This is a genomic window from Bradyrhizobium sp. ISRA436, assembly GCF_029910015.1.
GTDB lineage: Bacteria > Pseudomonadota > Alphaproteobacteria > Rhizobiales > Xanthobacteraceae > Bradyrhizobium.
This window is the reverse complement of the sequence record NZ_CP094519.1, coordinates 5961861-5986192: the sequence shown is the minus strand read 5'-3', so window position 1 is coordinate 5986192 and position 24332 is coordinate 5961861. Positions and strand designations below refer to the sequence as shown.

The window sequence follows — 24332 nt, the reverse complement described above, 5'->3', positions numbered from 1 at the left end:
TTGCTCTACACGTCGTCTAGCTTGAGGTGGCCGGGCTCGGCGTTCCGGTGCGCGACACCTGGCTGACGCATGCCAGGACGAAGCTCACGGCGATGAGTGCAACAAAAATGCCCAGCTCTTGCGCCCCATTCAGACCTTGAACCGATCGCGGCGATCGCCAGCAAAAATGAATAGGAAAGGCGCTCTAATTGTCGGGCGGGGCAGTCGTTGTGCTCCCGCGCAATGGCGAGTTTGCGACAAAATTGTTGGGCGACGAACAGGCAGCGCCTGTTTTCACACAGAAGGGCCGCCGCGTGGTTGCTGCGTTCAACTGGTGGCGCACGGTGAACGCATCGCGCGATTTGGTCCGGTTTTTGCTCCGCTGCTTGCTAGTTGCGCGCAGGCCGCCTGCTTTGTCGGGTTGGTCCGCTGCAGAATGAAGGGGCTGTGTGCGATCAAAGACCATAGGAGCTCGCATTTTTTGACGGTACCATGAAAACGATCAACCTCGCCCGGTGCCGCAGGGATCAGGCGATAATGTTCGGTCAGGCTCGGCGGGTCGCTAAGGGACAAGCGTGATGCGCCAGGGGGTGAGCTCCAGGACGTTGAAAATCAAAGTTACGAGCAATGGGGGCGCGCCTCCGTGAGTGGATTTGGTTTCATCACGGCCGACCCAAGGGGAAATAGCCTTCCTTTCGTATTGAGTTCTGCCATCAGGTCTGACCGCCAGGGCGAGCGGCCGACGTCTGGGCAATGACGGCTTTGCTTCGCTCGCGCATCTGCGTGCACGCGCGTTCGAAATTGGATGGCAAAGCACGCTCGCAATCAAACGCCTCCAATAGGAGGTGTAGTATGAAGACGAAGACAACTTACGACCATCTTGCTTGCGGATAATGCGTTGCTGAGCTCGCCCGGTAGGGCGGTTGAAACTTGCGATGTCAGCGATTCCAACGGCGTGCCGGAGCGTTCACTGCGGAATTTGGTGCAATGGGAAACAGACCATTCCCTTGCGGCGATACGGCATTGGGCCGCGGCTCAAGCCGGACTCAAACATCATCTGAAGGGAGCACTCAGGAACAGGTCACTGGAGACAAAAGGCCGACGATGGCCTTACTCAAGCGGCCAATGGGGACGCATGTCTGCAGCACAACTTAAACCAAATTGCCTCCGGCAAACTTGGAGCGCTTCACTCGGTCGTTAGGTACAGATCCTAGGATGTTCCAGAAAATCGAATACAATACTGATGCGCTCGGCAGCACGTTTGAGCGTTTGACGCGAATTGAAGCCCTCGCCCGTCGCGGAGACTCTAATGCTGAATCTCTGAAGATCGATGCCAAGGCGTTCGAGCGCGCAATAATAAGCTCATTGCAGCGTTCGGGAGACCAGCTGGTAACCAATCTTTCGTCAAAGGCAGTGAATCGCGTGCTGCGGAACGAGCGCTTGGGGGAGATTGGTCCCGCGGCGCTGATTTGTGAAGTGGTGACCGAAAAGTCTATTCGAAAAGGCTTCATCAGCGAGGCGGGCCGATACGAGCGATGCTGCCAAATCTCTCGTGTAATTGAACGAAATGGCGAGGTCGAGTTCGCAATTTTGCTCCTCCCATTTCGGACGTCAACGCCGCTGAAGAACCGTGGAACACTTCCCGACATGGGAGAGTTTTATACTCTGATGTTCCTCTACAGCTTGTCACGTGCGTGCCACGTCGCGCAGAAGAAGATGGCAAAGCTGATCGAAGATGTCGCCAAACGGGTAGGAGACGGCGCCCGCGAATGCGCTCAATCGGCTGCGACAGACGAGAAGTGCGGCGTAAAGCATCTCTTTGAAGCAGCCATCCAGGAATGTGAGAAGCTTATTAAAAACCCAAAAGAATGCGCTGCGACTCGAAAGTTCCTTCGGAAGGCTGCGGCGAATCCTCCGATCCTTCAAGTAAACCATGAACCCACTTTTGTTCGTCTACTCGTCGAGCTTGCGGTATCGTCCATTCCAATACGCAGCTGGTTCTCGTTTAAAGACGCTCCTGTCATACCGGTGCGAATTCTTGCATGTCGTGATGCCGGGCGCTATCCCTGCTTCGACACAGTTTCGTTGGAACAAATCGCTGAATATCGCGAAGTCCTATCTGATGCGTTAGAGGCATTCTCGATTGATCAACGATTCTTCCGTCTTATTGATTACGCGGAAATTAAGAAAAGCATCCAAGACACATCTGGTCACAAAGCGGCCATGCGTTACTACGCTAAACGCAAAGCTGCCTTCCTATCGGATGTCGAGAGAATTCTACCCGCTATATGGTCCACGCGCGGACGCGATGAAATGCACAAAGAACTATCCGAAATTGATGAGGAGGGAGTGTTAAGACCTCTCTTCGAGCCAATTTTATTTTCTCTCGAACATTCTTGCATATCTGATGCTGCGCGCCAAACCGGGCTGGACGAGAAGCGGCTCTACGTCGAAGCCATGCAGACAATATACCTGCCTCAGGATGATGAGAAGCTCGAGCGATTGCGTCGGCGGTTGATTGACGAATCCTTGCGGGGAGCCGCTTTATATTGCTCGGCATATGAGGCCAATACAGGTTCGAAAAATCCGGTAGGCTTCGATGATGTCGCCGCGGTGTTTCCGAATGCACTGCGTATGTCAATCCACCAAAAACCGGAATCTTCTGGCCATTTTACCGTTCACGTGAGTCCAACGAGGAAGCGTACTCCTTGGCACGGCACGGCCACCCTTACGACCGGCCGAACCCCAGATGAGACCTGTATCGCAATTGATCTAGCGGAGTACCTCGAATCAGCAGGTGCACGCGGCGTGGTCGTATGTGGCAATGAAGAAGGCTTGCTGGCTCGACACATCCGCGCCAAGCAGCCGGTCGTTTACCTATCTCCAACGATCTCTGCATCTGACGCTCAAGCGCTCGTGGAGCTCTTAGAGGGCACGTCCCTTGTTGCGAATGGATGATCAGATAAGTGGACTGAAGTGGGTCTGGGACTTACCGCTGAAGAACTCGATGAAGGCGTTATCCGGCATGATGTGGCCGATGTCCCGGTTTCCAGACTCGATCTGGCCCATTAGCGTAGACCGATCCGGGCCTCGGGCCACCGGGAGCACGCACGTGCGGGCAAGCCGTCGCACTGACATGAACTGCGAGTGCGAGGTCGTTATTTGGCCGCCCCTGCGACTAGCCCGGATGCGCTGCGAGCGTGGATCCGTAATTGTCGTGTTGCCGGCAGCTCCCTGTCGCACTGACCATGGAGGGAGAGATGCGCATCATTGGCATGGGCATCCATCGCGTGGCAGCCGAGGCCGTGGCGCTGCTCGAGAGTCATCTAACCAGCTCGGCCGCATTCCCATAACCCGTGACAGCTTGGAGGCTTTCGCCAGGAAGAACTCACCCATGACGATCACGTGGTTGTCGAGGCGACCGGCAGTGCCGCGGCCGTTGTCGTAGTTCTGGCACCGTATGTCGACCGTATTGTCATAGCCAGCCCGATGCAGATGCGGTTGATCGCACGCGCGAAGGTCAAGAGGGATGCGATTGATGCTACCGGGCTCGCACAGTTGTACGCCACCGGATCTCTTCCGGAGGTCTGGGTACCCGATGAGCGCACTATGGCCCTGCGACGGCGAGTGGCGCGCCGTACGCAGCTCGTGCGTCAGCGGGTGCGCTTGAAGAACCTCATTCAGTCGATCCTTCACGCCCACCTCATTCGGCCCTGTCCGCACCTCAACCTTGGAAGGATTGGCGGTCGCAGGTGGATCGCCGCCCAGGTAGGACCTGCCGACGAGCGTGCCGCAATCAAGCGGCACCTGGCGCAGATCGACCTGGTCCAGGGGGCGTAGAAGGAGGTCGAGGCGGATATCGCGCGTGAAGCGATGTTCGATCGGGTCGTCCGGCGGCTGATGATGCTGTCGGGTGTGGATATGTCGGTGGCTTCGGGCGTGGCCGCTGCCGTCGGTGACATTCGGCGCGTTGCCGATCCGACCAGACTGGTGAGCTACCTGGGGCTAAACCCGGTTGTGAGGCAGTCTGGCGAGGGCCGCTTACCATGGCAGGATCACCAAGCAGGGCCGCCGCCAAGCTCGCGGAATGCGCGTCGAAGCAGCATGGGCTGTCGCCCGTTCGCCGGGACCGCTACGTGCATTCTTCCAGCGTGTGGCTTCACGACGCGGCAAGCACATCGCGGCAGTCGCGACGGCGCGGAAGCTTGCGATGATCATCTGGCATATGCTGACCAGTAGCGCTGATTACATCTAGACGAGGCCGGCCTGCTGGCACGCAAGTTCGGAACATCGAACTGCGCGCTGGGCTACCCACCAGCCATGCCCAGCGTGGATCGTATTATGATTACAACATCCCCCCGAAGAGGGCTGAGGAACGAGGACGCGACGCCGAGAAGGAGTATACGCGGTGGCGGGCAAAGCCGCGATCCCGACAAAGCAAGGCTTTTGCGACATGGGGCTTGTCGACAACGTCCGTGTCGGTTGGCTTGCCGGGCCGCGAGAAGTCCAGCGTGACGACGCGCTGGTAGGCCCACATGTCAAGATCGCGCGACACGAACTCGCTGCCTTGATCGAGGCGGATCGTCGCCGGGAAGCCCGCTTCCTTGCAGGCCCTTTTCCAGCACCGCAACGACGTCGGCGCCGCGGAAGGTGAACCGTGGCGCCAGCGCCGGTGAGAACCGCGACAAGATATCGATGATCGTAAGCACGCGAAGCTTGTATCCTGTTGCCACTGGTTATGGACGAAGTCCATCGCCTAGGTCTCGCTGGATCGCGTCGCCGGCTTGCGGTCATCGTGCAGCTTGGCCTTGACGAGGCGCTTGGGCGCTTTGTAGCGCAATTGCAGAGCCCAACTTGCGGTAGACGCGCCGGGTCTTGTTCTAGCCGTCGCGCCATCCTTCACGACGCAGCAGCACGTGAACGCGGCGATAGCCGTAGCGAATGCGGGCATGACAAATCTCCTTGATCTTCTGTTCGAGGGCAGCCTGTCTGGAACGACGGGACTTGTATTGGTAGGTCGAGCGGTCAAACTCCGGCGCCGCGCAGGCTCTGCGGATCGAGACCTGCCACTCGCCACAGACCTCGTCGACCAGCTTGCGCTTCCGGCCAAGCCTCATAGCCTTCGGCGGATCACGTCCTGTAGCATCTCTTTATCGAGCGACAGGTCCGCCACCAGCTTCTTCAGTTTGCCGTTCTCTCCTCGAGCTGTTTCAGCCGTCGCATCTCCGTCGGCAGCTGTCCGAAGGGGCGACGGGCAATGCGTTCAACCAAATTGCGGCCGATGGAAGAGAAGGACGCGGCCTTCGGATAGGCTTTCGGCCGTATAGGGCTGACCGTGGATCAAAAAGCGGGTCATTGGGACATCCCGGCTCGGCAGAAGGTCCAAGTTTCGGAGCATGTCGATCACGATAGGCGAAGCCTCTCGGGGGCCGTGCCTCCAGTCGTCGCCGAACAACTCTCCGAGTTCAGGCAGTTGCGGGGACGGTTGATGGCCCGATCCCGATGCGGCAGACGGCGGTGGAAGATTCGGTGCCAGCGGAGAAGGAGCGTCCCTTCGCAATTCGAACGACACGGGCGGATCAAACCCGGGTGCAAGGGCGCGGTAGATATGCTGGGTAGCCGTCCGCCCCACAAGTGCAGCGTCACCCGAAAAAGCGAGCCTGGGGTGATGAATGAGTTGAACGTCGTTGGATCCTCTCGGCCCCAACACAGCCGTGTAGCGTTCGCCGGCAATCTCATAGTTCATCACCGGATGTTCCGCAACAGGCAAGAAGTCCCACTTGCCCAACGTGGAAAGCATCATGTCGGGGGCCAGTTGCGTGCAATGGCGAAAATCCTTGGGCACGGCGAACGAAACATCAAATGTATCACCAACAGCAGGAGACCGCAGATGGATGAGCTGAACATCGCTGCGCCCACGCGGTCCTAACACGGCCGTATAGCGTTCACCGTGAATGTCGTAGGTTTTTACGCGCTGTGCTGCATCCGGTAGCAGACCCCAGCGGCCGAGCTTGGAGCGCATCATGTCCGGCGCAGGCTGTGTGCCATGGGAGAAATCCTCGGGAACGGTCAAGGACGCATCAAAGCTCTCGCTGGCTACGGCGGAGGTCGGATCAAGCGTGGCCGGGACCGCAGCATCTCGATCCATCATCCGTCCAAAGTCTTCTTCAAAGAGAGGATTCTGCGGCCGTGAGCTGGGCTGCCAGATCGCGGCATCGAAAAGATCCGCTCGAAGAACGCTTTGCACGGGCAGTTGGGTGGCTGGTCCCATCGCCGCCCAAACCTCGGATGCATCGAGACCGAGAGCAGGCACAGCGCCGTTCCGATCCGCGGCATCGAACAGCTCTCCTTGAGCGACACTTTGTGCGGGAGGGCAGGCAGCTGAGTTGGTCCCTGGCCAAAGCCCACGAGCGCCTGGTTGATTGAACGGCGTGGCTGGCAGCAGGCCCTCGCGATCTGCGGCATCGAAAAGCTCGTCCTGGGCGACACTTTGCACGGGCGAGTGGGTGGCGTAACGCATTCCCTGCCAAGGGACCGGCGCATCGAAGGTAGCGTCCGGAAGCACGCTGCTCCGATCCACAGCGTTGAAAAGCACATCCCGGGCGCCACGTTGCGCGGGAGAATGAGCGGCTAAATCCATTCCCTGCCAAGCCTGCGGAGCATTGAAATCGTCGGCCAGCATGGGGCCGTCTTGGTCTGCAGCGTCCCCCGAAGACTGCGCACGATCAAAAAGCTGCACGGGCAAATCGGCGGTAGGCTGCATTGGCAGGCGCGAGACGCCTCCTTCGCCACCCAAATTGTCCGGTCCGGCGATCGCGCGGTACTCGCTCAGCCTATTCAACGCGTAGATGACTTTCTTGTCATTCGGAAATAAAGCGTCGGCATGGCCGAGCAGCGCTTTGTCGCTGAGCTTGGCAATTGACAAAGGTCGAAGGGCTGCTGCTAGCTTCCGAAGGCAGCTAGCATAATTTCCGGCAGTCTTTGCGTCGATGGTTCGACCAAAGCCTGCTGCGGTCGCCTCTCTGATGAGCCGAGCGTCTTCCTTGGACGGACGGTAATGTGTTGCGAGAGCGCTGGCGCTCCGCTCGCGGTACTTGCTAACCAGCGACAATGCGGCAACGATGACCTTGTCTGTTGGCAGTAGCTTCTTGGAGCACTCAAGCAACGTATCGTCATCGAGCCCAGCAATCGACTGGCCAGACTGCTTCAGCGCCTCGGCCAATTTGCGAAGCCGACGGTCGTAAATTTCGACGGTGGTCGCATTCGGCGGTGGCCCTCGCTTGAGAGCAGCGCCAGAGGCTGCTTGGATGAGGCGATCGTCTTCTTCAGTGATGTCATGAAGCTCCCTATGAGGATATATCGGGCCGAGCTGTCGCGCCTCTCCCAAGTGTTGCTCAAACGCCACTTGCGGTCGTTGCGACTGTTCCACGGTGGCATCGGACGCAACGGAATCGTTATCGGCAGGATTGATCGTGTTGTATCGGTCCATGGTGCATTCAGTCCGCTGGCATCGCTTCCTCGTTCTTTCGCTACTCACGTTAGCTTTCCAAAACCTGACGTGGCCGAGCGGAAAGATAGAATGAATGATGGCCAGCAAGTGCCTTCTCCAAAGCGTAGCAGCATCGTGCGTGCCGCCAGAAAAAGCGCCAGCTGCCAAAAGAGCGTCTTCAACTGAAGATTTGAGGCATTGGCTCCTGACGATGGCGATCGCCTTGATCTCGATTGCGGCGATCACAGGGCTATGATCGCGACGACTGGGATGTCACTCGGCGGGCTTTCGAGTGGTCGGAGGTCCGGGCGGGGCGACGTATCGCTCGCGCCTTCAAATGAATTAGATATTCATTCCGGTGGCATCGGAACCGTGAATTGAGCGCACTCTTGTGCGCTCCTGACCAGTTTTCGTAGAAATGTGAGTTTTCAATGAAGCTCGCAAATTCCGCTTTCTGGTCGATGGCCGCGAGAATAGTCGCGTAACGAAGCCATTCTTATACCAAGTCGGTCATTACGTGTTCGGTTTTTGACGCCGGTGCCGACACACAGGGCAGAACGGCAGCAGCCATCGGAGCAGTCTCCGCGGCGGCCAACCTCGGGCCTCTCTCGACCTCCAACCCGCCGCAAAGCCGGCGCAGCCTCCCTCTTTCTTTTTCCGGCGGCTTTACAAAATCACGGCGAAGACACGCGTTACTTTGGGAGGCCTCGGACCGAGTTTGCAGCAAGCGGTTGAAGGTGATTGTTCCGGTGCTGATCGAGGCGATGGAACGACATGGTCAGCTAGTCGAAAATCCGGCGTGTGAAGACCGGCGTCTCCATCGAGGAGCTGGCAGAATATCCCCCGCTGTACCTTGCTCCACGCTACTCGCCATCTTCACCATCGGCTTGTTCTGTTGGCTGGTGTTCCTGTTTGCTGCTTTCGCACTACCAGCAACGGTGTGTTGATCGGAGGCCGGAAATGAGCCTGATCCCCTATTCCCAGAAAGATACGCCGCCGGGCTCGAAATACGTTGTCCCGACGGCGCCCTGTTTCAAAGCTGGACGTGCAATTCCAGCAGCGAGAGATTCAGCAAGGGATATGCCACGCGTTAACTTCGCCTGATGTGAGGGCTGGCGGGTCAGAACGTTTGCTTGCGTCAGGCTGGAACGAAGTACCGCGCGAGTGCAGTCTCGGCTCTGGCCCCAAGCCACGCAAACTCTCCTGGCGACGATAGAATCTACTGCCGAGGTCCGGGGTTCAGGCGGCCAATGAGAGCGTTTCAGGTTTGATAGAAGCGTATCCTGCATTTTGGAAATAGTTGCTGCATTCGTTGGGCTGGATGGTTGAGATAAGGCCGCCGATATGGCGGCAAATATCGTCGATCGCGAGCTTCTGGGCGGAACGCATCCAGTGCTTGATCTTGGCGAGGGTCTGTTCGATCGGATCGAGGTCTGGCGAGTATGGCGGCTGGTACCAGAGTCTGGCGGCGGCGGTTTGATCAGGCTGCGCAGGACAGCGGACTTCTGGCTGCCGAGTTGTCTGAGAGGGCAGCCAGATCGGTTCCGGAGCGAGATCGTAGCCGCAACCGGTCCTGCGGACGCTGCTGAGTACCATTGAACAGAGCAGACCAGCGCGTCTCGGGCAGGCGGGCAAAGCGAAGATCAAGGACGTCTACGACATCCAGGCATTAGGGGGCTACTACAAGATTCGGTAGATGGCTAAGGCCAACTTGAGGTCCTAGGGTCCGGCCGCCTTCCCCGCCGATCATCATCGATGAACAGAGTGAAGGCAACTGCACGTGAAGCCGCTGCCCGTAGCGCCTGCCGGTCACCTTCCGCCCTTCGACCGCTTAGAGAGTGAAGTGCCACCGTGTCCGAACAACCCTTGCCGACGCTGCCGATGTGGCGCGTCGATCACATCGAGCCCTCGCCCGAGATGTTGGCGCTACGCGCCAACGGTCCGATCCATCGCGTGCGTTTCCCGTCCGGGCACGAAGGCTGGTGGGTGACAGGCTACGACGAAGCCAAGGCGGCGCTATCCGACGCGGCGTTCCGGCCGGCGGGAATGCCGCCGGCGGCATTCACCCCGGATTCGGTGATTCTCGGCTCGCCGGGGTGGCTGGTCTCGCACGAGGGGGACGAGCATGTCCGGTTACGCACGATCGTGGCGCCGGCCTTCAGGAACCGCAGGGTAAAGCTGCTGGCGCAGCATGTCGAAGCGATCGCCGCGCAATTGTTCGAGAACCTGGCGGACCAGCGCCAGCCCGCCGACCTAAAGCGCCACGTCTCGTTTCCGCTTCCGGCCATGGTCATCAGCGCGCTGATGGGCGTGCTCTACGAGGATCACGCCTTTTTCGCCCGGCTATCCGACGAGGTGATGACGCATCAGCATGAAAGCGGCCCGCGCAGCGCGTCGCGCTTGGCCTGGGACGAACTGCGCGCCTACATTCGCGGCAAGATGCGGGACAAGCGCCAGGATCCGGGCGACGACCTGCTGACGGATCTGCTCACGGCGGTCGACCAGGGCAAGGCAACCGAGGAAGAAGCGATCGGCCTGGCGGCGGGCATGCTGGTGGCGGGGCACGAGAGCACCGTCGCGCAAATCGAATTCGGCCTGCTGGCCATGTTCCGCCATCCGCAAGAGCGCGAACGCCTGGTCGGCGATCCATCCCTGGCGGATAAGGCGGTGGAGGAAATCCTGCGCATGTACCCGCCGGGCGCGGGCTGGGACGGCATCATGCGCTATCCGAGGACCGACGTGACCATCGCGGGCGTGCATATTCCCGCGGAGAGCAAGGTGCTGGTCGGCCTGCCGGCAACGTCGTTCGATCCGCGCCATTTCGACGACCCGGAAATGTTCGACATCGGCCGCGAAGAAAAGCCGCATCTGGCGTTCTCCTACGGGCCGCACTCCTGTATCGGCGGGGCGCTGGCCAGGCTGGAACTCAAGGCGGTGTTCGGTTCGATCTTCCAGCGCTTTCCCGCGCTGCGCCTGGCCGTGGCGCCCGAAGAACTGAAGTTGCGCAAGGAGATCATCACTGGCGGGTTCGAGGAGCTCCCGGTGCTCTGGTGATGCGCGGACGCCGCCGGGGATCGCGATCTTCTCAGCGATTTGCCGGCGCGCCTGCCGTGCGCCGGTCAGACCAGCCAGCCAACAGATAACCAAGATGGACGTGCAAGAAACCACGGCAGCATGCGCCGACGCCTTCGCCGAACTGGCGTCGCCGGCGCGCATCCAGGACCCCTATCCATTCATGCGGTGGTTGCGCGAGCACGATCCGGTGCATCGCGCGGCGTCGGGCCTCTTTCTGTTGAGCCGCCACGCCGACATCTACTGGGCGCTCAAGGCAACGGGCGATGCGTTTCGGGGACCGGCGCCGGGCGAACTGGCGCGCTATTTCCCGCGTGCGGCGACCAGCCTGTCGCTCAATCTGCTGGCCTCCACGCTAGCGATGCAGGACCCACCGACGCATACGCGTCTGCGCCGGCTGATCTCACGCGATTTCACCATGGGCCAGATCGACAACCTGCGGCCGAGCATCGCGCGCATCGTCTCAGCGCGCCTGGATGGCATGGCGCCCGCGCTGGAGCGCGGGGAGGCAGTGGACCTGCATCGGGAATTCGCGCTGGCCTTGCCCATGCTGGTCTTCGCCGAACTGTTCGGCATGCCCCAGGACGACATGTTCGCCCTCGCCGCCGGCATCGGCGCCATTCTGGAAGGCCTGAGCCCGCACGCCAGCGATCCCCAGCTCGCCGCGGCGGACGCGGCCAGTGCCAGGGTGAAGGCCTACTTCGGCGGCCTCATACAGCACAAGCGCACCGATCCCCGCCACGACATCGTGTCGATGCTGGTCGGCACACACGACGATGATGCCGACATGCTGTCGGATGCGGAGTTGATCAGCATGTTGTGGGGCATGCTGCTGGGCGGCTTCGCCACCACTGCTGCGACCATCGACCATGCGGTCCTGGCGATGCTGGCGTATCCCGAACAGCGACACTGGCTGCAGGGAGACGCCGTGGGGGTGAAGGCGTTCGTCGAAGAAGTCCTGCGCTGCGACGCGCCCGCCATGTTCAGCTCCATTCCGCGTATCGCCCAGCGCGACATCGAACTGGGCGGCGTGGTGATCCCGAAGAACGCGGACGTGCGCGTGCTGATCGCGTCCGGCAATCGTGACCCGGACGCTTTCGCCGATCCCGACCGCTTCGATCCCGCGCGGTTCTACGGCACCAGTCCTGGCATGTCGACCGACGGGAAGATCATGCTGAGCTTCGGCCACGGCATCCACTTCTGCCTCGGTGCGCAACTGGCCCGGGTGCAGTTGGCCGAGAGCTTGCCGCAAATTCAGGCGCGCTTCCCCACGCTGGCATTGGCCGAGCAGCCGACGCGGGAGCCCTCCGCGTTCCTTAGGACGTTCCGCGCGCTGCCGGTGCGGCTGCGTGCGCAGGGGGCTGAGATGCGCGTCATGGTCGACCAGGATCTGTGCGGAACCAGCGGGCAGTGCGTGCTGACGCTGCCGGGCACCTTTCGCCAGCGCGAATCGGACGGCGTGGCCGAAGTGCGCGGGGCGACAGTCCCGCAGGCGCTGCACGCCGCCGTGCGGCTCGCAGCCAGCCAGTGCCCGGTCGCCGCCATTCGGGTCATCGAAAGCGATGCTGGCGGTGACGAGCGCGCCAGCGCCAACAATGCGCCTTCTCCGACGAAGGCCGAGCGGCATGCCGCGAGAGACCAACGCAATCTGGAAGGACATGATGGGACGATTTGAAGGCAAGGTGGCCGTGGTGACCGGCGCCGGCGCCGGCATCGGCAAGGCATGCGCCCTCGCCATCGCGCGCGAGGGCGGCAGAGTTGTGGTCGCCGACATCGATGGCTCGGCGGCCACCGCCTGCACCGCGCAGATTGCGACCGAAGCGGGCCACGCGCTGGCTCTCGCCATCGACATCGCTGATGCGCAGGCGGTGGCAGCGCTGTTCGAGAGGGCGGAGCGGCACTTCGGTGGGGTCGACCTATTGGTGAACAACGCGAGCGCCATGCATCTGACCCCGCGCGACCGCGCAATCCTCGACCTGGATCTGGCGGTCTGGGATCAGACCATGGCGACCAATCTGCGCGGCACGTTGCTCTGCTGCCGGCAGGCCATCTCACGCATGATCGCCCGCGGCGGTGGCGCGATCGTCAACATGTCGTCGTGCCAGGGGCTTAGCGGTGACACTGCGCAGACGTCCTACGCCGCGTCGAAGGCGGCGATGAACATGCTATCGACCTCGCTCGCCACCCAGTACGGTCATGCGCAGATCCGCTGCAACGCGGTTGCGCCGGGTCTCATCATGACCGAGCGTCTCCTCGCCAAGCTGGACGAGTGCATGCAACGGCATCTGCGCCGGCACCAGCTCCTGCCGCGCGTCGGCCGCCCCGAGGACGTGGCGGCGCTGGTGGCGTTCCTGCTCTCCGACGATGCTGCGTTCATCACCGGCCAGGTCGTGTGCATCGACGGCGGCATGCTGGCACATGTGCCGACATACGCCGACGGTGGCAACAGCCGCGCCGCGCGGCCTTCCGGCGAGACCGCCGAAGCGGCCGCCTCGCCGCGCTGCTGATGGACATGCTGCTCAACCCGCTGAACCGTCGGCATCGGCTGCGGCACGACATCCCGGTCGTGCCCGGCGCTTTCCCGCTGGTCGGGCATCTTCCCGCCATCGTCTGCGACCTGCCGCGCCTGCTGCGGCGCGCGGAACGGACGCTGGGCACCCACTTCTGGCTGGATTTCGGCCCTGCCGGACAGCTGATGACCTGTCTGGATCCGGATGCGTTCGCAGTGCTCCGGCACAAGGACGTGTCCTCGGCGCTGATCGAAGACATCGCTCCCGAATTGTTTGGCGGAACGTTGGTCGCCCAGGACGGCGGCGCGCACCGGCAGGCGCGCGATGCGATCCAGGCGCCATTCCTGCCCACGGGGCTGACCCAGGCCGGCATCGGCGAGCTGCTCGCACCTGTCATCCAGGCGCGGGTGCAGAGGTGGCGCGACCGCGGCGACGTAACCATCCTGCGCGAAACCGGCGATCTGATGCTCAAGCTCATCTTCAGCCTCATGGGAATCACTGCGCAGGATCTGCCGGGATGGCGTCGCAAGTACCGGCAACTGCTGCAGTTGATCGTCGCGCCGCCGGTCGACCTGCCCGGACTGCCCTTGCGGCGCGGCCGCGCCGCCCGCGACTGGATCGATGCGCGGTTGCGTGAGTTCGTCCGCGACGCGCGCGAACATGCCGCGCGCACCGGATTGATCACCGACATGGTGAGTGCCTTCGATCGCAGCGACGATGCGCTCTCCGACGACGTCCTGGTCGCCAATATCCGCTTGCTGTTGCTTGGTGGTCACGACACCACCGCCTCGACGATGGCTTGGATGGTGATCGAGCTGGCGCGGCAGCCTCTTCTGTGGGACGCCCTGGTGGAGGAGGCGCAACGCGTGGGCACGGTGCCGACCCGGCACGCGGACCTGGCGCAGTATCCGGTCGCCGAGGCGCTGTTCCGCGAGACGCTGCGCGTGCATCCGGCGACGCCGCTCCTGGTGCGTCGTGCAGTACGTGAATTGCAACTCGGCCAACGGCGCATTCCCGCGGGCACCGATCTGTGCATCCCGATTCTGCATTTCTCGACCTCGGCGCTGCTGCACGATGAGCCTGATCAGTTTCGCCTGGCGCGATGGCTGCAACGCACCGAGCCGATCCGGCCGGTGGACATGCTGCAGTTCGGTGCCGGCCCACACCTGTGCATCGGCTACCACCTGGCATGGCTGGAACTGGTGCAGTTCTGCATCGCCTTGGCGCTGACCATGCACGAGGCCGGGGCGCGGCCGCGGTTGCTGAGCGACGCCGAAAAAGGCCGACGCTATTACCCGACCGCACATCCATCCATGACCGTTCGCATCGGATTCTCATGAGCTGGCATCGCATGCCCCTGTGGCGAGGCAGCGGTGCCGGCGATGCGCGGCATTGCTGCACTCGGCGTGCGCGGTGTGACGCCGACAACACCGCGGCGGCTCGCCTGTCAGGCACAAGGACATGATGCCGACCGGTTCGACGCCACAGGACGACAGAACTGGTGATTCCGCGCTCGGCGGATTGGGCGCGCAGGCGCGCGGCGCATCCACCGGGCTGCTGCCCGAAATCTGGATGCAGGACGGCGCAAAGCGGGTCGAACAGGTGCTGGCGCGTCTTCTCTGCGCCGAACATGGTGGTGAGACCGAACTGATGACGGCGATGCGCTACGCCACCTTGCATGGCGGCAAGCGCACCCGCGCCTTGCTCTGTCTGGCTGCCGGCGCACTGGCCGACGCGCCGGCGCAGATGCTCGACGACGTCGGCGCCGCCATCGAGATGATGCACGCCTGTACCCTGGTCCACGACGATCTGCCCGCGATGGACGACGACGTGCTTCGCCGCGGCCTTCCGACCGTGCACGTCAAGTTCGGCGAAGCTACTGCGATCCTGGTCGGCGATGCGCTGCAGGCGCACGCCTTCCTGACCCTGGCGAGCCTGGATGCGCCGGGCGACAACCGTATCGCGCTCGTGCGCGAACTGGCGCAGGCGGTGTCCGCCGAGGGTGCGGCAGGCGGGCAGGCCATGGATCTGTCGCTGGTTGGAAAGCACGTCGAGCTGGACAGGATCGTGGCGATGCACCGGATGAAGAGCGGAGCGCTCGTGCGCGCGTCCGTTCGCATGGGCGCGCTATGCGCTGTCGTGGAAGATGCCGCGCACGCTGCGCTGTACTGTGCGCTCGATCGCTACAGCGCCTGTTTCGGCCTGGCCTTGCAGGTGATCGACGACATTCTCGACGTGACAGCGGATACCGCGACGCTGGGCAAGACCCCCGGCAAGGACGCGGCGGCGCAGAAGCCGACCTGCGCGTCGATCATGGGAGTTGAGGCCGCACGCCAGTTCGCGCTGGATCTGTTGCGCGATGCCGGGGAGGCCATCACGCCGCTGGGGCCGGGTGCGGAACGGTTGGTGCAAATCCTACAGCGGGCCCAGGCGTATCTGTTCAAGCACGCGACATGCACATGAGCGCGCCCGTCCGCATGGAGATGCCCCTGTGCCGCGGCGATCGGCTGGCGGCAGCGGTGCATGCTGCACTGTGTCCGAGTCCGCCGCGCCGATCGAAGCGGTTGCCCAGCATGGCCCTCCGGGCCCACGCGGCGCGCTGCGCGCAAGCCTATGCGGCGGACCGGTGCCAGCATCGGGCGCCTCGCCGCGCCGGAGCAGGGCGGCCGTCCGGCGCTGCCTATGCGAGGGCCCTGCGGCGACATGCGCGGCGTCTGCCCGATCCCGGCTCTCGTCAACCGTTTGCAGAAGGAACATCCCGCGTGAACGCGCTGTCCGAACAGATCCTTTCGGAATTGCGCCGCCTGCTGAGCGAAATGAGCGATGGCGGCAGGGTCGGTCCATCCGTCTACGATACGGCGCGAGCGCTGCGGTTCCACGGCAACGTCGCCGATCGGCAGGATGCATACGCGTGGCTTATCGCGCAGCAACAGGATGACGGCGGATGGGGAAGCGCGGACTTCCCGCTGTTCCGCCATGCGCCCACGTGGGCGGCGTTGCTGGCATTGCAACGTGCCGATCCTCTTCCCGGCGCCGCCGACGCGGTTAAGGCTGCAACCTGGTTCCTCCAGCGCCAGCCCGATCCCTACGCGCATGCGGTGCCGCAAGACGCGCCAATCGGCGCGGAGCTGATCCTGCCGCAGTTTTGCGACGAGGCCTCATCCTTGCGGGACGGCGCGGCGTTTCCGCGGCACTCTGCGCTGTTGCCGTTGCGGCAAGCGCGCCTCGCCAAGCTTGGGGCGGAGGCGAGGTTGCCGAGCGGCCATCCGTTGCTGCACTCCTGGGAAGCATGGGGGACGTCGCCCCGCACCGCATGCCCGGATGAGGACGGCAGCATCGGCATCAGTCCGGCGGCCACTGCAGCGTGGCGTGCGCGCGCCGTGGCACAGGGGAGTACGCCGCAGGTCGGGCGCGCCGACGCCTATCTGCAGGCGGCATCGCGGGCGACGCGCAGCGGCATCGAGGGTGTCGTTCCCAATGTCTGGCCGATCAATGTGTTCGAGCCATGCTGGTCGCTGTACACCCTGCATCTGGCCGGGCTGTTCGCGCATCCCGCGCTCGCCGAGGCGGTGCGCGTGATCGTCGCGCAGCTCGACGCCCGCCTGGGCGTGCGCGGTCTCGGCCCGGCCTTGCACTTCGCGGCCGATGCGGACGACACCGCCGTTGCGTTGTGCGTCCTGCGCCTTGCAGGCCGCGACCCGGCGGTCGATGCCTTGCGCCATTTCGAAATCGGCGAGCTGTTCGTCACCTTCCCCGGCGAGCGCAATGCCTCGGTGTCGACCAACATCCATGCCCTGCATGCGTTGCGACTGTTGGGAAAGCCCGCCGCGGGCACCAGCGCCTATGTCGAGGCCAATCGCAATCCCCACGGTCTATGGGATAACGAAAAATGGCACGTTTCGTGGCTGTATCCCACCGCGCATGCGGTCGCTGCGCTGGCGCAAGGCAAGCCCCAGTGGCGCGACGAGCGCGCGCTGGCGACGCTGCTGCAGGCGCAGCGCGTCGACGGCGGCTGGGGCGCCGGTCGCGCGTCCACATTCGAGGAAACCGCCTATGCGCTGTTCGCGTTGAATGTGATGGACGGGAGCGAAGAGCCGACAGGCCGCCGGCGCATCGCGCAGGCGGTGGCGCGTGCGCTGGAGTGGATGCTCGCCCGCCACGCGGCGCATGCATTGCCGCAGGCGCCGCTGTGGATCGGCAAGGAACTGTATTGCCCCACCCGGATCGTGCGCGTGGCCGAACTCGCCGGCTTGTGGCTGGCGCTTCGTTGGGAGCGGCGCGTCCTCGCCGAAGGAGCAGGAGCGGCGCCATGATGAAGACCGAACGCGCGCTGCAGCAGGTGCTGGAGTGGGGCCGTTCCCTGACCGGGTTCGCCGACGAGCACGCCGTGGAAGCGGTCAGGGGTGGCCAGTACATCCTGCAGCGCATCCAGTCGGGCCTGCGCGACACCAGCGCCCGCACCGGCCGCGATCCGCAGGACGAAACGCTGATCGTGACGTTCTATCGCGAGCTGGCGCTTTTGTTCTGGCTTGACGATTGCAACGACCTCGGCCTGATCGCGCCGCAGCAGCTCGCCGCGGTGGAGCAGGCACTGGGGCAGGGCGGGCCGTGCGCGCGACCCGGATTCGAGGGCTGCGCTGTGCTGCGCGCTTCGCTCGCCGCGCTCGCCTACGATCGTCGCGACTATGCTCAGCTTCTCGACGATACCCGCTCCTACTGCGCGGCGCTGCGCGCCGGACGCGCGCAGGCGGCAGGGCCGGAACGCTGGTCCTACGCCGAGTACCTCCACAACGGTATTGATTCGATCGGCTACGCGAACGTGCTCTGTTGCCTGTCGTTGCTGTGGGGGTTGGACATGGCGACCTTGCGCGCGCGTCCGGCGTTTCGCCAGGTCCTGCGGCTCATCTGCGCGATAGGGCGCCTGCAGAACGATCTGCATGGACGCGACAAGGACAGGTCGGCCGGCGAGGCTGGCAACGCGGCGAACCTGCTACCGCAGCGCTATCCGGCTATGCCAGTGATGGAGTTCCTCAACGACGAGCTGGCCGGTCATACGCGCATGCTGCACCGGGTGATGGCGGAAGAACGCTTTCCCGCGCCGTGGGGATCGTTGATCGAGGCCATGGCGGCCATCCGCGCACAATACTACCAGACCTCGACCGGCCGCTACCGCAGCGACGCTGCGGGGGAAGGCCAGTGTGCGCCGGCCTGAACGCCGGCAGGCGGCGGCATGCGCGCGCTGCCGTCTGTCCGATCCGACGCAGCGCCGTCGCCCGATGCGACGTATGGAGCGAGCATGAGCGAGACCGCCCTGAGCCGGCGCAAGGACCACCATCTGGACATCGTGCTGGATCAGAGCACGCGCCGGGCACGATCGCCGCCGGCATGGCGAAGCGACACGAGCTGACGAATGCGCAGTGGCGGGGGGGTGGCTCCTTTTGCAAGGAGAGCGGTCCCGGACGCAGTGCGGCCGACAAACGCCTGTGTGTGAATGCCTGCCTCTAAGTGCCGCGCTCGCGCCGGAAGCGCAGGAACAACTTGCCTTCGCCGACATCATTCTCGTCAACAAGGTCGACCTCGTCGATGCGGGCGGCCTCGCAACGGTCGAACGACGCATCGAAACATCAACCCATAAGAGCTGCCTCGTGGTTAGAAGACGGGCCTGTCATGACCGTGTGAAGGGCGGGACTAAGGAACCGATCCTTCAGAAGGCCATGGCGATACGACGTCTTAAAGCTGACACACGCCGCGTACTTTTCGCGGGCGGCGAGGCTCGGAAGGTTGAACGGAAGCGCGACAACGACTTCACCAATTCGGCGTGACCTTGATGCCGTTCTAAGTGTCGACATCATCGAAGATCGAACGAGAACTTGGAGTCGCGACTTCTCCGCTGCTTCGATTGTAATAGTCGCCGTAATCGGGTTCTTCCGATCCCCGGGTCTCGAGAGTAGTGATCGCCTCGTCGACGGCTGCAAGAACGCGCTCGACGCGGGAAACCACGTCCAGGTCGTCCGCCATTGCGGTTTTGAACGCCGACAGTGCGCTCCTGAACGGTTCAAAGTAGTCGCCCGGGGTCTCGCGCGAAGAATAATTGTCTTTCCAATTTTCTATGTCGATGTCGACGAACGGAAGTAGCTAATCGCGGAAATCGGCAAGAATATCCTCTATCTCCTCCTGTTTTACGAACGAGATGATGCGACGGTCGAGAAATCCCGCATCAGGTGTCTAGATAGCAAATTTTCGGACGGTTGAGGCATGCACAGGCCAATGCCGAGGCCATCAAAGAGGCACAACGCGGCGGCATCGCCCTCGCGAAGGCGACAGCAGGTGAGACGAAGTACCGGGGGCGCAAGCCCAGCTACACGCGCGATCAACTGAGCCTTGTTTCGGACATACTCAGCCGGAGCGCACGGATTGGAGAGATTGCAAGGAGCACCGGACTGAGCCGTCAGGCGATCTATCGTATCAAAGCTGATCCTGCATCGGCTGAGGCTGCTCTCACGAGCTGGGCTGGGTGACCGGCCGGTCTGCGGCTATAGTACTTTTCAGGCCAGATCAGTGTTTTCCGCGTCGGTGCATGAGGGGGGGCCATGGATGATGTAGTGAAGCTGGTGAACTTGCCGTGGGCGACACTTGTAACCCTCGCAAGCGGGTATGCTGCGTACTACATCGCCAATGTAGGCGTGAGGGATCACCACAAACCCATCGACGTGGCCTTTTCGACCCTCGTATTCGGGTTCTTCTCGGCGTTCGCGTATGCGGTCTGCCGCAGACGATACGGTGCCGACCTGTTGGCGGCTTCGGTCTTCGCCTTTGGGGCCGCTCTCGTGATCGGGGCGTCGTGGAGCCTATTCGGCAGAGCAACGTTCGAGCGCCTATTGCGAAGATCGCAGGTTAGTCTTTCGGACGATCTTCCGAGCGCTTGGATGGCGCTCTTCAGAGCAAAGACCTACGCTACGCAACTTTCGGTCAAACTCAAGGATGGCTCTTGGGTCAAATGCGAGGACCTGAACGCCTTCACCGAGTGTCCGAACGGACCGTGCGTTCTCGGCGCTAAGGGCGACGTTCTAATGTACGTCACCCACATCAAGAGCCCAAGCGACGAGGACTTCGAGCCATGCACCGGACTGATCGACAAGGAGTGGGGAGATGAGGTGACCTACATCCCCGCCGATCAGATCATGATGATTGACTTCAGACGCCGAAAGAAGTGATCACTTCTTCTTCGGGCTCGGCGGCGGTGTGCTTGGCCTCTCGTTAGTAGTCGGAATGTGGTTGCCCTGCACTTCACGTCCGGTTTGCGGAACGAAGTTCTTCTTGATCGTTTCGGAGGTGTGGTTCCTCTGTGCGGGTGACGGTGTCGGTATCTGTGGCTTCTTCTCAGTCATCGGTCAGTTTCTCGGCTGGAATGGAAAGGTGAAAATCGGATCGAACTTGCCGTCCGTCAAAAAGCCTACACGCCAGCCGGCAAACACAAGGGCTCTCGCATGCGCTGGCGGCCTCTCCAACGCGCCGCTACGAACATTGAAAGTGTAGTAGTCGCCCAAGTTCAGGTAAGCACGCATGTAGAACTCGCCGGCAGCACTGATGATTGCTCCAGGGACAGACTGGTTGTCTGCTATGCTGGAGAGATCGCCTCTCATCACGGCCCGAGGGAAGCTGACGATCAGGTCATTCGGCAAGCCACCGACCGCGAGCGATACGGGTCGGCCGTGCTTTTCAGAGGAGAATACGATCGCGCTCTTGGTGTGGCCGTCAGTGACGCACATCCCGAAGACTGGTTCACTGCGCCTCGCCATGAAGAACCCGCCGAGCGGAAGATCGTCGAAACCGCAGCCCACGCCGGGAAGGTCGATATCCATCGCAAATTACCTCAAAATGACGAGCTACAATCGCACAGGAACGGGAGCAGATCGCAACTTGGGCGGGCATACAAGGGAATTGGCGGACGTGTTCTGGTTGTCCACCGAACTCATGACTTGATCACTTCGGGCGTTTACTCAGCCGCGTCAAGAATGCGCGATTCTTGGACTATTTGGTAGCGCCGCAGCTTGCAAACCTCGGCGTACAGACCTGCGGGATCGCCGTATACTCGCTCGTCTACACGCTCGCCAGCGTGGTCGGTGATCATGCGTCGCTTTTCCTGATCCAGTCCATGCTTTCGGCTCTTTGTGCTGAAGCGATGCCGCCAGCCGTAGTTCGGTGCGACACGCTTATCGGAGACGATACCCCGCACGAACTCCCCGAGCCGGTTCTTCAATGCCCGCAGCTTACCCTGCACTTCCGCATTCTTGGCGACAGTCAGGAATAGATAGCCTTTGGCCGACGACGTAACGAACTCGATGAAGCCCAACTCGATGAGATGGGGATGCAGCGGCACCTCCCGCGCCTCCTTGTTCTTCACCGGGCCAGCCTCTGGCGTGATCATCGCCACCCAGTGATCACCCTCGCGGCGAACGTCTCGCGCCGGAGCTGTGCCATCTCGCCAATCCGAGCGCCGCCGTAAGCGCACAGCCAAGGAAGCCACCGCTTTGCCGCAGCAGTCTTTGCGTGCTCTTGCGCAGCCCCACTGAGCGCCTTGGCTTGCCTCGCTTTGGCTTCCCGAGGATCGTGGGTCCGTAGCGACACCTTGATTGTGGCGGTGCGGCCGACCTGCACCGCCGCATTTCTCATTCCCCACGGGGACGCGCAGCACCAAGCCGACCGCCTTGTCGATCAGATCAGCGGGAACGCGCTTTCGGAGGTAATGAACGGACGAGCCGTCGCGGCAGATCGGAGAGGCCATTCGCAGAAGCATTGTGTACCGTCTCTGTGTACCAGTTGAGACGGTCGATCACCCTTGAATAACAAGGACTTCAGCGAAACCAACAACATCGCGGAGCGATGGTGCCCAGGAAAGGATTGGGGGACGATCCGTCAAACTGCAGCAAAAACAGCCACTTGCCTCTGCGCCAAGTGCGACGCTTGTACCACTGGACTGTGCTCGTGTCGACCCTGCTCTGATCGCCAACCCAGACGCACGGCCGGGGCAGCGAGACTGCGCCTGAAAGAGCGGCTTGGGACAGTCTGGCCTGGCTCGGCTCACTTCGTCCGAACGGCCTTCGCGCTCGCACCCTTCAGGATCTCGGCGATCCTCTCGGAATCCTCGCCAAGGAAGTCGACCGACACCCTGAGCGACCCCTCCAACTTTCTGGTGTTCCTCCGGCTCCGGCGCGGTCTTGGCCTCGGTGCCCGCAGGACGCGTCCCGGCCGAGTTCGTGCCGCCGGCGGGCTGAACGAAAACATCGCTTCGCGGCACGCCGCACTCCCGCATTCGAAGCCTCGCGCTGCATCGATGTATTTCCGTCACCGCCATGCGATCAGTATTCGCTCCTGGCCTGCAGGAAAGGCAGGATTCCCGGCCTGGCCAACGCGTGCCGACGGCCTGTCGCACGACGACAATTGACCAGCGTCACATCGGCCAGATCGAAGAAGCCGCCGTCGCGCACGGCCTGGCAAGCCTGTGCCACCTGGATTGCGGCCGCGGCGGCCTCGGTCGAAGGCACTGCAAGGCTGCGGCCGGCGATGGTGACGGCGGCGCATCGATCGATGCGACCAGCATCGACGAGCTCCTGAAGGGGCGGGTCGAGAGGCATTTCCGGTCGGGAGTCGGGTTCGGGCCACGCCTGCTTCGGCGAGCGCGTCCCCGGAAAGCCGTGGGTGCGAATGTCGAAAATCTCCGAAGGCGTGGCGCCGAGGCCGGCATCGAGCACGAGGTTGAAGTTCGAACCCGCCGCGGCGTGCCGCGCCGCCAGTTGTCCACTCCGACGCCAAGCCCGACTCTTCGGTCGAACGTTTCGTGCCCTCGACGAATCTGCTTTCGATTATCGTTGTCCGGAAACCGCGCTTCTCCCCCCACACCGCTGCGCTGCAGGCCTTCTTGCGGCCGATCCAACCCGGCTTGGTCAGGACCTGAATGGCGACATGGCAATTTTAGATTGAGCATCACGCATTTCGCGTGTATCTTGGTTGCCTTCATTTCGTGCTAGCTGTCTTTCGAATGACGCAGAATTTTTTGAGGATTGCAGTTACGGTTTTGAGCTGAGGTGATTGAAGAGTCCGGATCGCCAATCGTGTTCGAGCGATCGCGCTCGGTTTTGATTGATCCGGCATCATCGTCCGGGTCGCGAGCGCCGGCTCGATCCATTTGAGAAAGCGCAGGTGGTGAGCCGGCGAATTTCGCCGCGCGATACGCGGCGTATGCACAGATGAATCGCGAGACGATGAATGTTCGATTTTCAGCGCGCCAGAAACATATCTGAAACGGCATCGAATCAAGTCCACGATATCCTGCCCACGCTTGCGAATGAGATACCGGAATGTCGGTATTTGCCCGTTGCAAGACTTTGTAACGAAAGGAGGTGAATAAGATGGCAGAAGCGATCAAGAGTGCGATTGATATTCTTTCCGCCAAGTCCGTCACACAAGTGATGACAGAAGCCGTCACAAGAGACGTGACAGCCTCGGCGACAAAGAGCGCGACACTGGCTTTGACATCCGTCTTGCAGACAGCGTCCGTGACACAGAGCGTTACAGCCAGCGTTACACAATCCATGACACAGGGCTTCACACAGGCGTTGACACAGGCGCTGACACAGGCGTTGGCCACAATGGCCAAGCTGCCTGAGCTGGCTCTGACACTCGCTACAGAGATGTCAAACACACTGGCGGGCATGTTGCCGACCCGCGTGTCCGAAGCCCTGACATCGGAAGCTGTGACAGCTGCGATTCGTCGCTAGTCATCTTAGCCGCGGCCGATCGATCAGCCGTTATCGACAGGCCAAGGCGCAACAGACGAGATCGATCCGAGCGCCGATGGATCGACTCAAGAACAAGTCGAACGGTGCATCACCGCGCCAAGGTTGCACCGTTATCGCCTAACAAAGGCGAACTCCACCAGTTGCGGAAGTTTCGCCGCGAAGATCAATGCTCTGGAACTATACGCCCATAGCTCAATGGAAACGAGACGAGGCAAGAACATTCGGGTCGCTTCAACAATTTGGCCAGCTTTCGATGACTGGGCCCCACCCATGCTAGCTGGGTATCGAAGTCATCGTTGAGGGAACTCGCAGCTGGCGCGGCGCAATGCTGGAAGACTCGAAGCCTATTTCGACGCCAAGTCTCCAAGAGCCACGGTCTTGTAAACCGTAGATGCGGGTTCGAGTCCCGCTGGGCGTGCCAACATCGACGTAGTTCGCCACTGGCTGTGGAGTCGACGAGGATGTCTGTCCCGAGAGTAAAGT

Annotated in this window: 18 protein-coding genes, 1 tRNA gene and 4 pseudogenes; 15 read left to right on the top strand and 8 right to left on the bottom strand. The window is 62.1% G+C overall.

All coding sequences use genetic code 11. From position 1 onward, the window contains the following. Positions 1-1194 precede the first annotated feature (1194 nt). Together MTX23_RS27910 and MTX23_RS27905 are read left to right on the top strand one after the other, a co-directional pair. Entirely contained in the window at positions 1195-2937 is a 1743-nt protein-coding gene (locus tag MTX23_RS27910; protein ID WP_280973352.1) for an L-tyrosine/L-tryptophan isonitrile synthase family protein, read from the top strand. Between the two features lie 447 nt (positions 2938-3384). Further along, positions 3385-3819 (top strand): transposase, encoded by a 435-nt coding sequence (locus MTX23_RS27905; protein WP_280973351.1) that lies wholly within the window; start codon positions 3385-3387, stop codon positions 3817-3819. A gap of 637 nt (positions 3820-4456) precedes the next feature. On the opposite strand, the pseudogene MTX23_RS27900 reads toward MTX23_RS27905, so the two are convergent. The 3 genes and pseudogenes from MTX23_RS27900 to MTX23_RS27890 all read right to left on the bottom strand — a co-directional run. Continuing rightward, positions 4457-5220: pseudogene (locus MTX23_RS27900) on the bottom strand (DDE-type integrase/transposase/recombinase); the annotation flags it as partial. Positions 5221-5242: 22 nt separating this feature from the next. Then, complete coding sequence (locus MTX23_RS27895; RefSeq protein WP_280973349.1) at positions 5243-7714, bottom strand: hypothetical protein; 2472 nt, start codon at positions 7712-7714, stop codon at positions 5243-5245. Between the two features lie 993 nt (positions 7715-8707). Beyond that, a pseudogene (locus MTX23_RS27890) lies at positions 8708-8985 on the bottom strand (transposase); the annotation flags it as partial. A 334-nt stretch (positions 8986-9319) separates the two neighbouring features. Here MTX23_RS27890 and MTX23_RS27885 point away from each other — a divergent pair. The 9 genes and pseudogenes from MTX23_RS27885 to MTX23_RS27840 form a co-directional block, all read left to right on the top strand. Continuing rightward, positions 9320-10522, top strand: coding sequence for a cytochrome P450 (locus MTX23_RS27885; RefSeq protein WP_280973348.1), 1203 nt, complete (start codon positions 9320-9322; stop codon positions 10520-10522). A gap of 94 nt (positions 10523-10616) precedes the next feature. Further along, the gene (locus tag MTX23_RS36465; protein ID WP_348637524.1) at positions 10617-12215 is read left to right on the top strand and encodes a cytochrome P450; all 1599 of its coding nucleotides are present in this window, start codon (positions 10617-10619) and stop codon (positions 12213-12215) included. Continuing rightward, on the top strand, positions 12202-13047 hold the full coding sequence (locus tag MTX23_RS27870) for an SDR family oxidoreductase (protein WP_280973347.1): 846 nt from the start codon (positions 12202-12204) through the stop codon (positions 13045-13047). The genes MTX23_RS36465 and MTX23_RS27870 overlap by 14 nt, the downstream gene beginning before the upstream one ends. Beyond that, complete coding sequence (locus MTX23_RS27865; protein WP_280973346.1) at positions 13047-14390, top strand: cytochrome P450; 1344 nt, start codon at positions 13047-13049, stop codon at positions 14388-14390. The genes MTX23_RS27870 and MTX23_RS27865 overlap by 1 nt, the downstream gene beginning before the upstream one ends. Before the next feature lie 124 nt (positions 14391-14514). Continuing rightward, positions 14515-15513, top strand: a complete 999-nt coding sequence (locus MTX23_RS27860) for a polyprenyl synthetase family protein (protein ID WP_280978219.1) — start codon at positions 14515-14517, stop codon at positions 15511-15513. 299 nt (positions 15514-15812) lie between these two features. After that, positions 15813-17363 (top strand): hypothetical protein, encoded by a 1551-nt coding sequence (locus MTX23_RS27855; RefSeq protein ID WP_280973345.1) that lies wholly within the window; start codon positions 15813-15815, stop codon positions 17361-17363. After that, positions 17360-18262 (top strand): hypothetical protein, encoded by a 903-nt coding sequence (locus tag MTX23_RS27850; protein WP_280973344.1) that lies wholly within the window; start codon positions 17360-17362, stop codon positions 18260-18262. Before MTX23_RS27855 ends, MTX23_RS27850 begins: the two co-directional genes overlap by 4 nt. Positions 18263-18280: 18 nt before the next feature. Next, a pseudogene (locus MTX23_RS27845) lies at positions 18281-18412 on the top strand (type 2 isopentenyl-diphosphate Delta-isomerase); the annotation flags it as partial. A gap of 154 nt (positions 18413-18566) precedes the next feature. After that, positions 18567-18668: pseudogene (locus MTX23_RS27840) on the top strand (GTP-binding protein); the annotation flags it as partial. 217 nt (positions 18669-18885) lie between these two features. Here the strand turns inward: MTX23_RS27840 and MTX23_RS27835 are convergent. Continuing rightward, positions 18886-19068, bottom strand: coding sequence for a hypothetical protein (locus MTX23_RS27835; protein ID WP_280973343.1), 183 nt, complete (start codon positions 19066-19068; stop codon positions 18886-18888). Positions 19069-19298: 230 nt separating this feature from the next. Here MTX23_RS27835 and MTX23_RS27830 point away from each other — a divergent pair, with 230 nt between their 5' ends. Together MTX23_RS27830 and MTX23_RS27825 are read left to right on the top strand one after the other, a co-directional pair. Continuing rightward, positions 19299-19568 carry a helix-turn-helix domain-containing protein gene (locus MTX23_RS27830; protein ID WP_280973342.1) on the top strand — a complete coding sequence of 90 codons (270 nt, stop codon included), beginning with the start codon at positions 19299-19301 and terminating at the stop codon, positions 19566-19568. A gap of 72 nt (positions 19569-19640) precedes the next feature. Beyond that, a complete protein-coding gene (locus tag MTX23_RS27825; protein WP_280973341.1) occupies positions 19641-20264 on the top strand; it encodes a hypothetical protein in 624 nt (207 codons plus the stop codon). 177 nt (positions 20265-20441) lie between these two features. Here the strand turns inward: MTX23_RS27825 and MTX23_RS27820 are convergent, their stop codons facing one another. From MTX23_RS27820 to MTX23_RS27805, 4 genes are all read right to left on the bottom strand, one after another. Next, positions 20442-20912 (bottom strand): hypothetical protein, encoded by a 471-nt coding sequence (locus MTX23_RS27820; RefSeq protein WP_280973339.1) that lies wholly within the window; start codon positions 20910-20912, stop codon positions 20442-20444. 134 nt (positions 20913-21046) lie between these two features. Continuing rightward, positions 21047-21484, bottom strand: coding sequence for a hypothetical protein (locus MTX23_RS27815; RefSeq protein ID WP_280973338.1), 438 nt, complete (start codon positions 21482-21484; stop codon positions 21047-21049). 925 nt (positions 21485-22409) lie between these two features. Beyond that, the gene (locus MTX23_RS27810; RefSeq protein ID WP_280973337.1) at positions 22410-22802 is read right to left on the bottom strand and encodes a hypothetical protein; all 393 of its coding nucleotides are present in this window, start codon (positions 22800-22802) and stop codon (positions 22410-22412) included. A gap of 272 nt (positions 22803-23074) precedes the next feature. Beyond that, a complete protein-coding gene (locus MTX23_RS27805; RefSeq protein ID WP_280973336.1) occupies positions 23075-23359 on the bottom strand; it encodes a hypothetical protein in 285 nt (94 codons plus the stop codon). A gap of 100 nt (positions 23360-23459) precedes the next feature. Here MTX23_RS27805 and MTX23_RS27800 point away from each other — a divergent pair, with 100 nt between their 5' ends. Together MTX23_RS27800 and MTX23_RS27795 are read left to right on the top strand one after the other, a co-directional pair. After that, a complete protein-coding gene (locus tag MTX23_RS27800; RefSeq protein ID WP_280973335.1) occupies positions 23460-23828 on the top strand; it encodes a hypothetical protein in 369 nt (122 codons plus the stop codon). A 373-nt stretch (positions 23829-24201) separates the two neighbouring features. Further along, a tRNA-Thr gene (locus MTX23_RS27795) sits at positions 24202-24270 on the top strand. Positions 24271-24332: the final 62 nt, after the last annotated feature.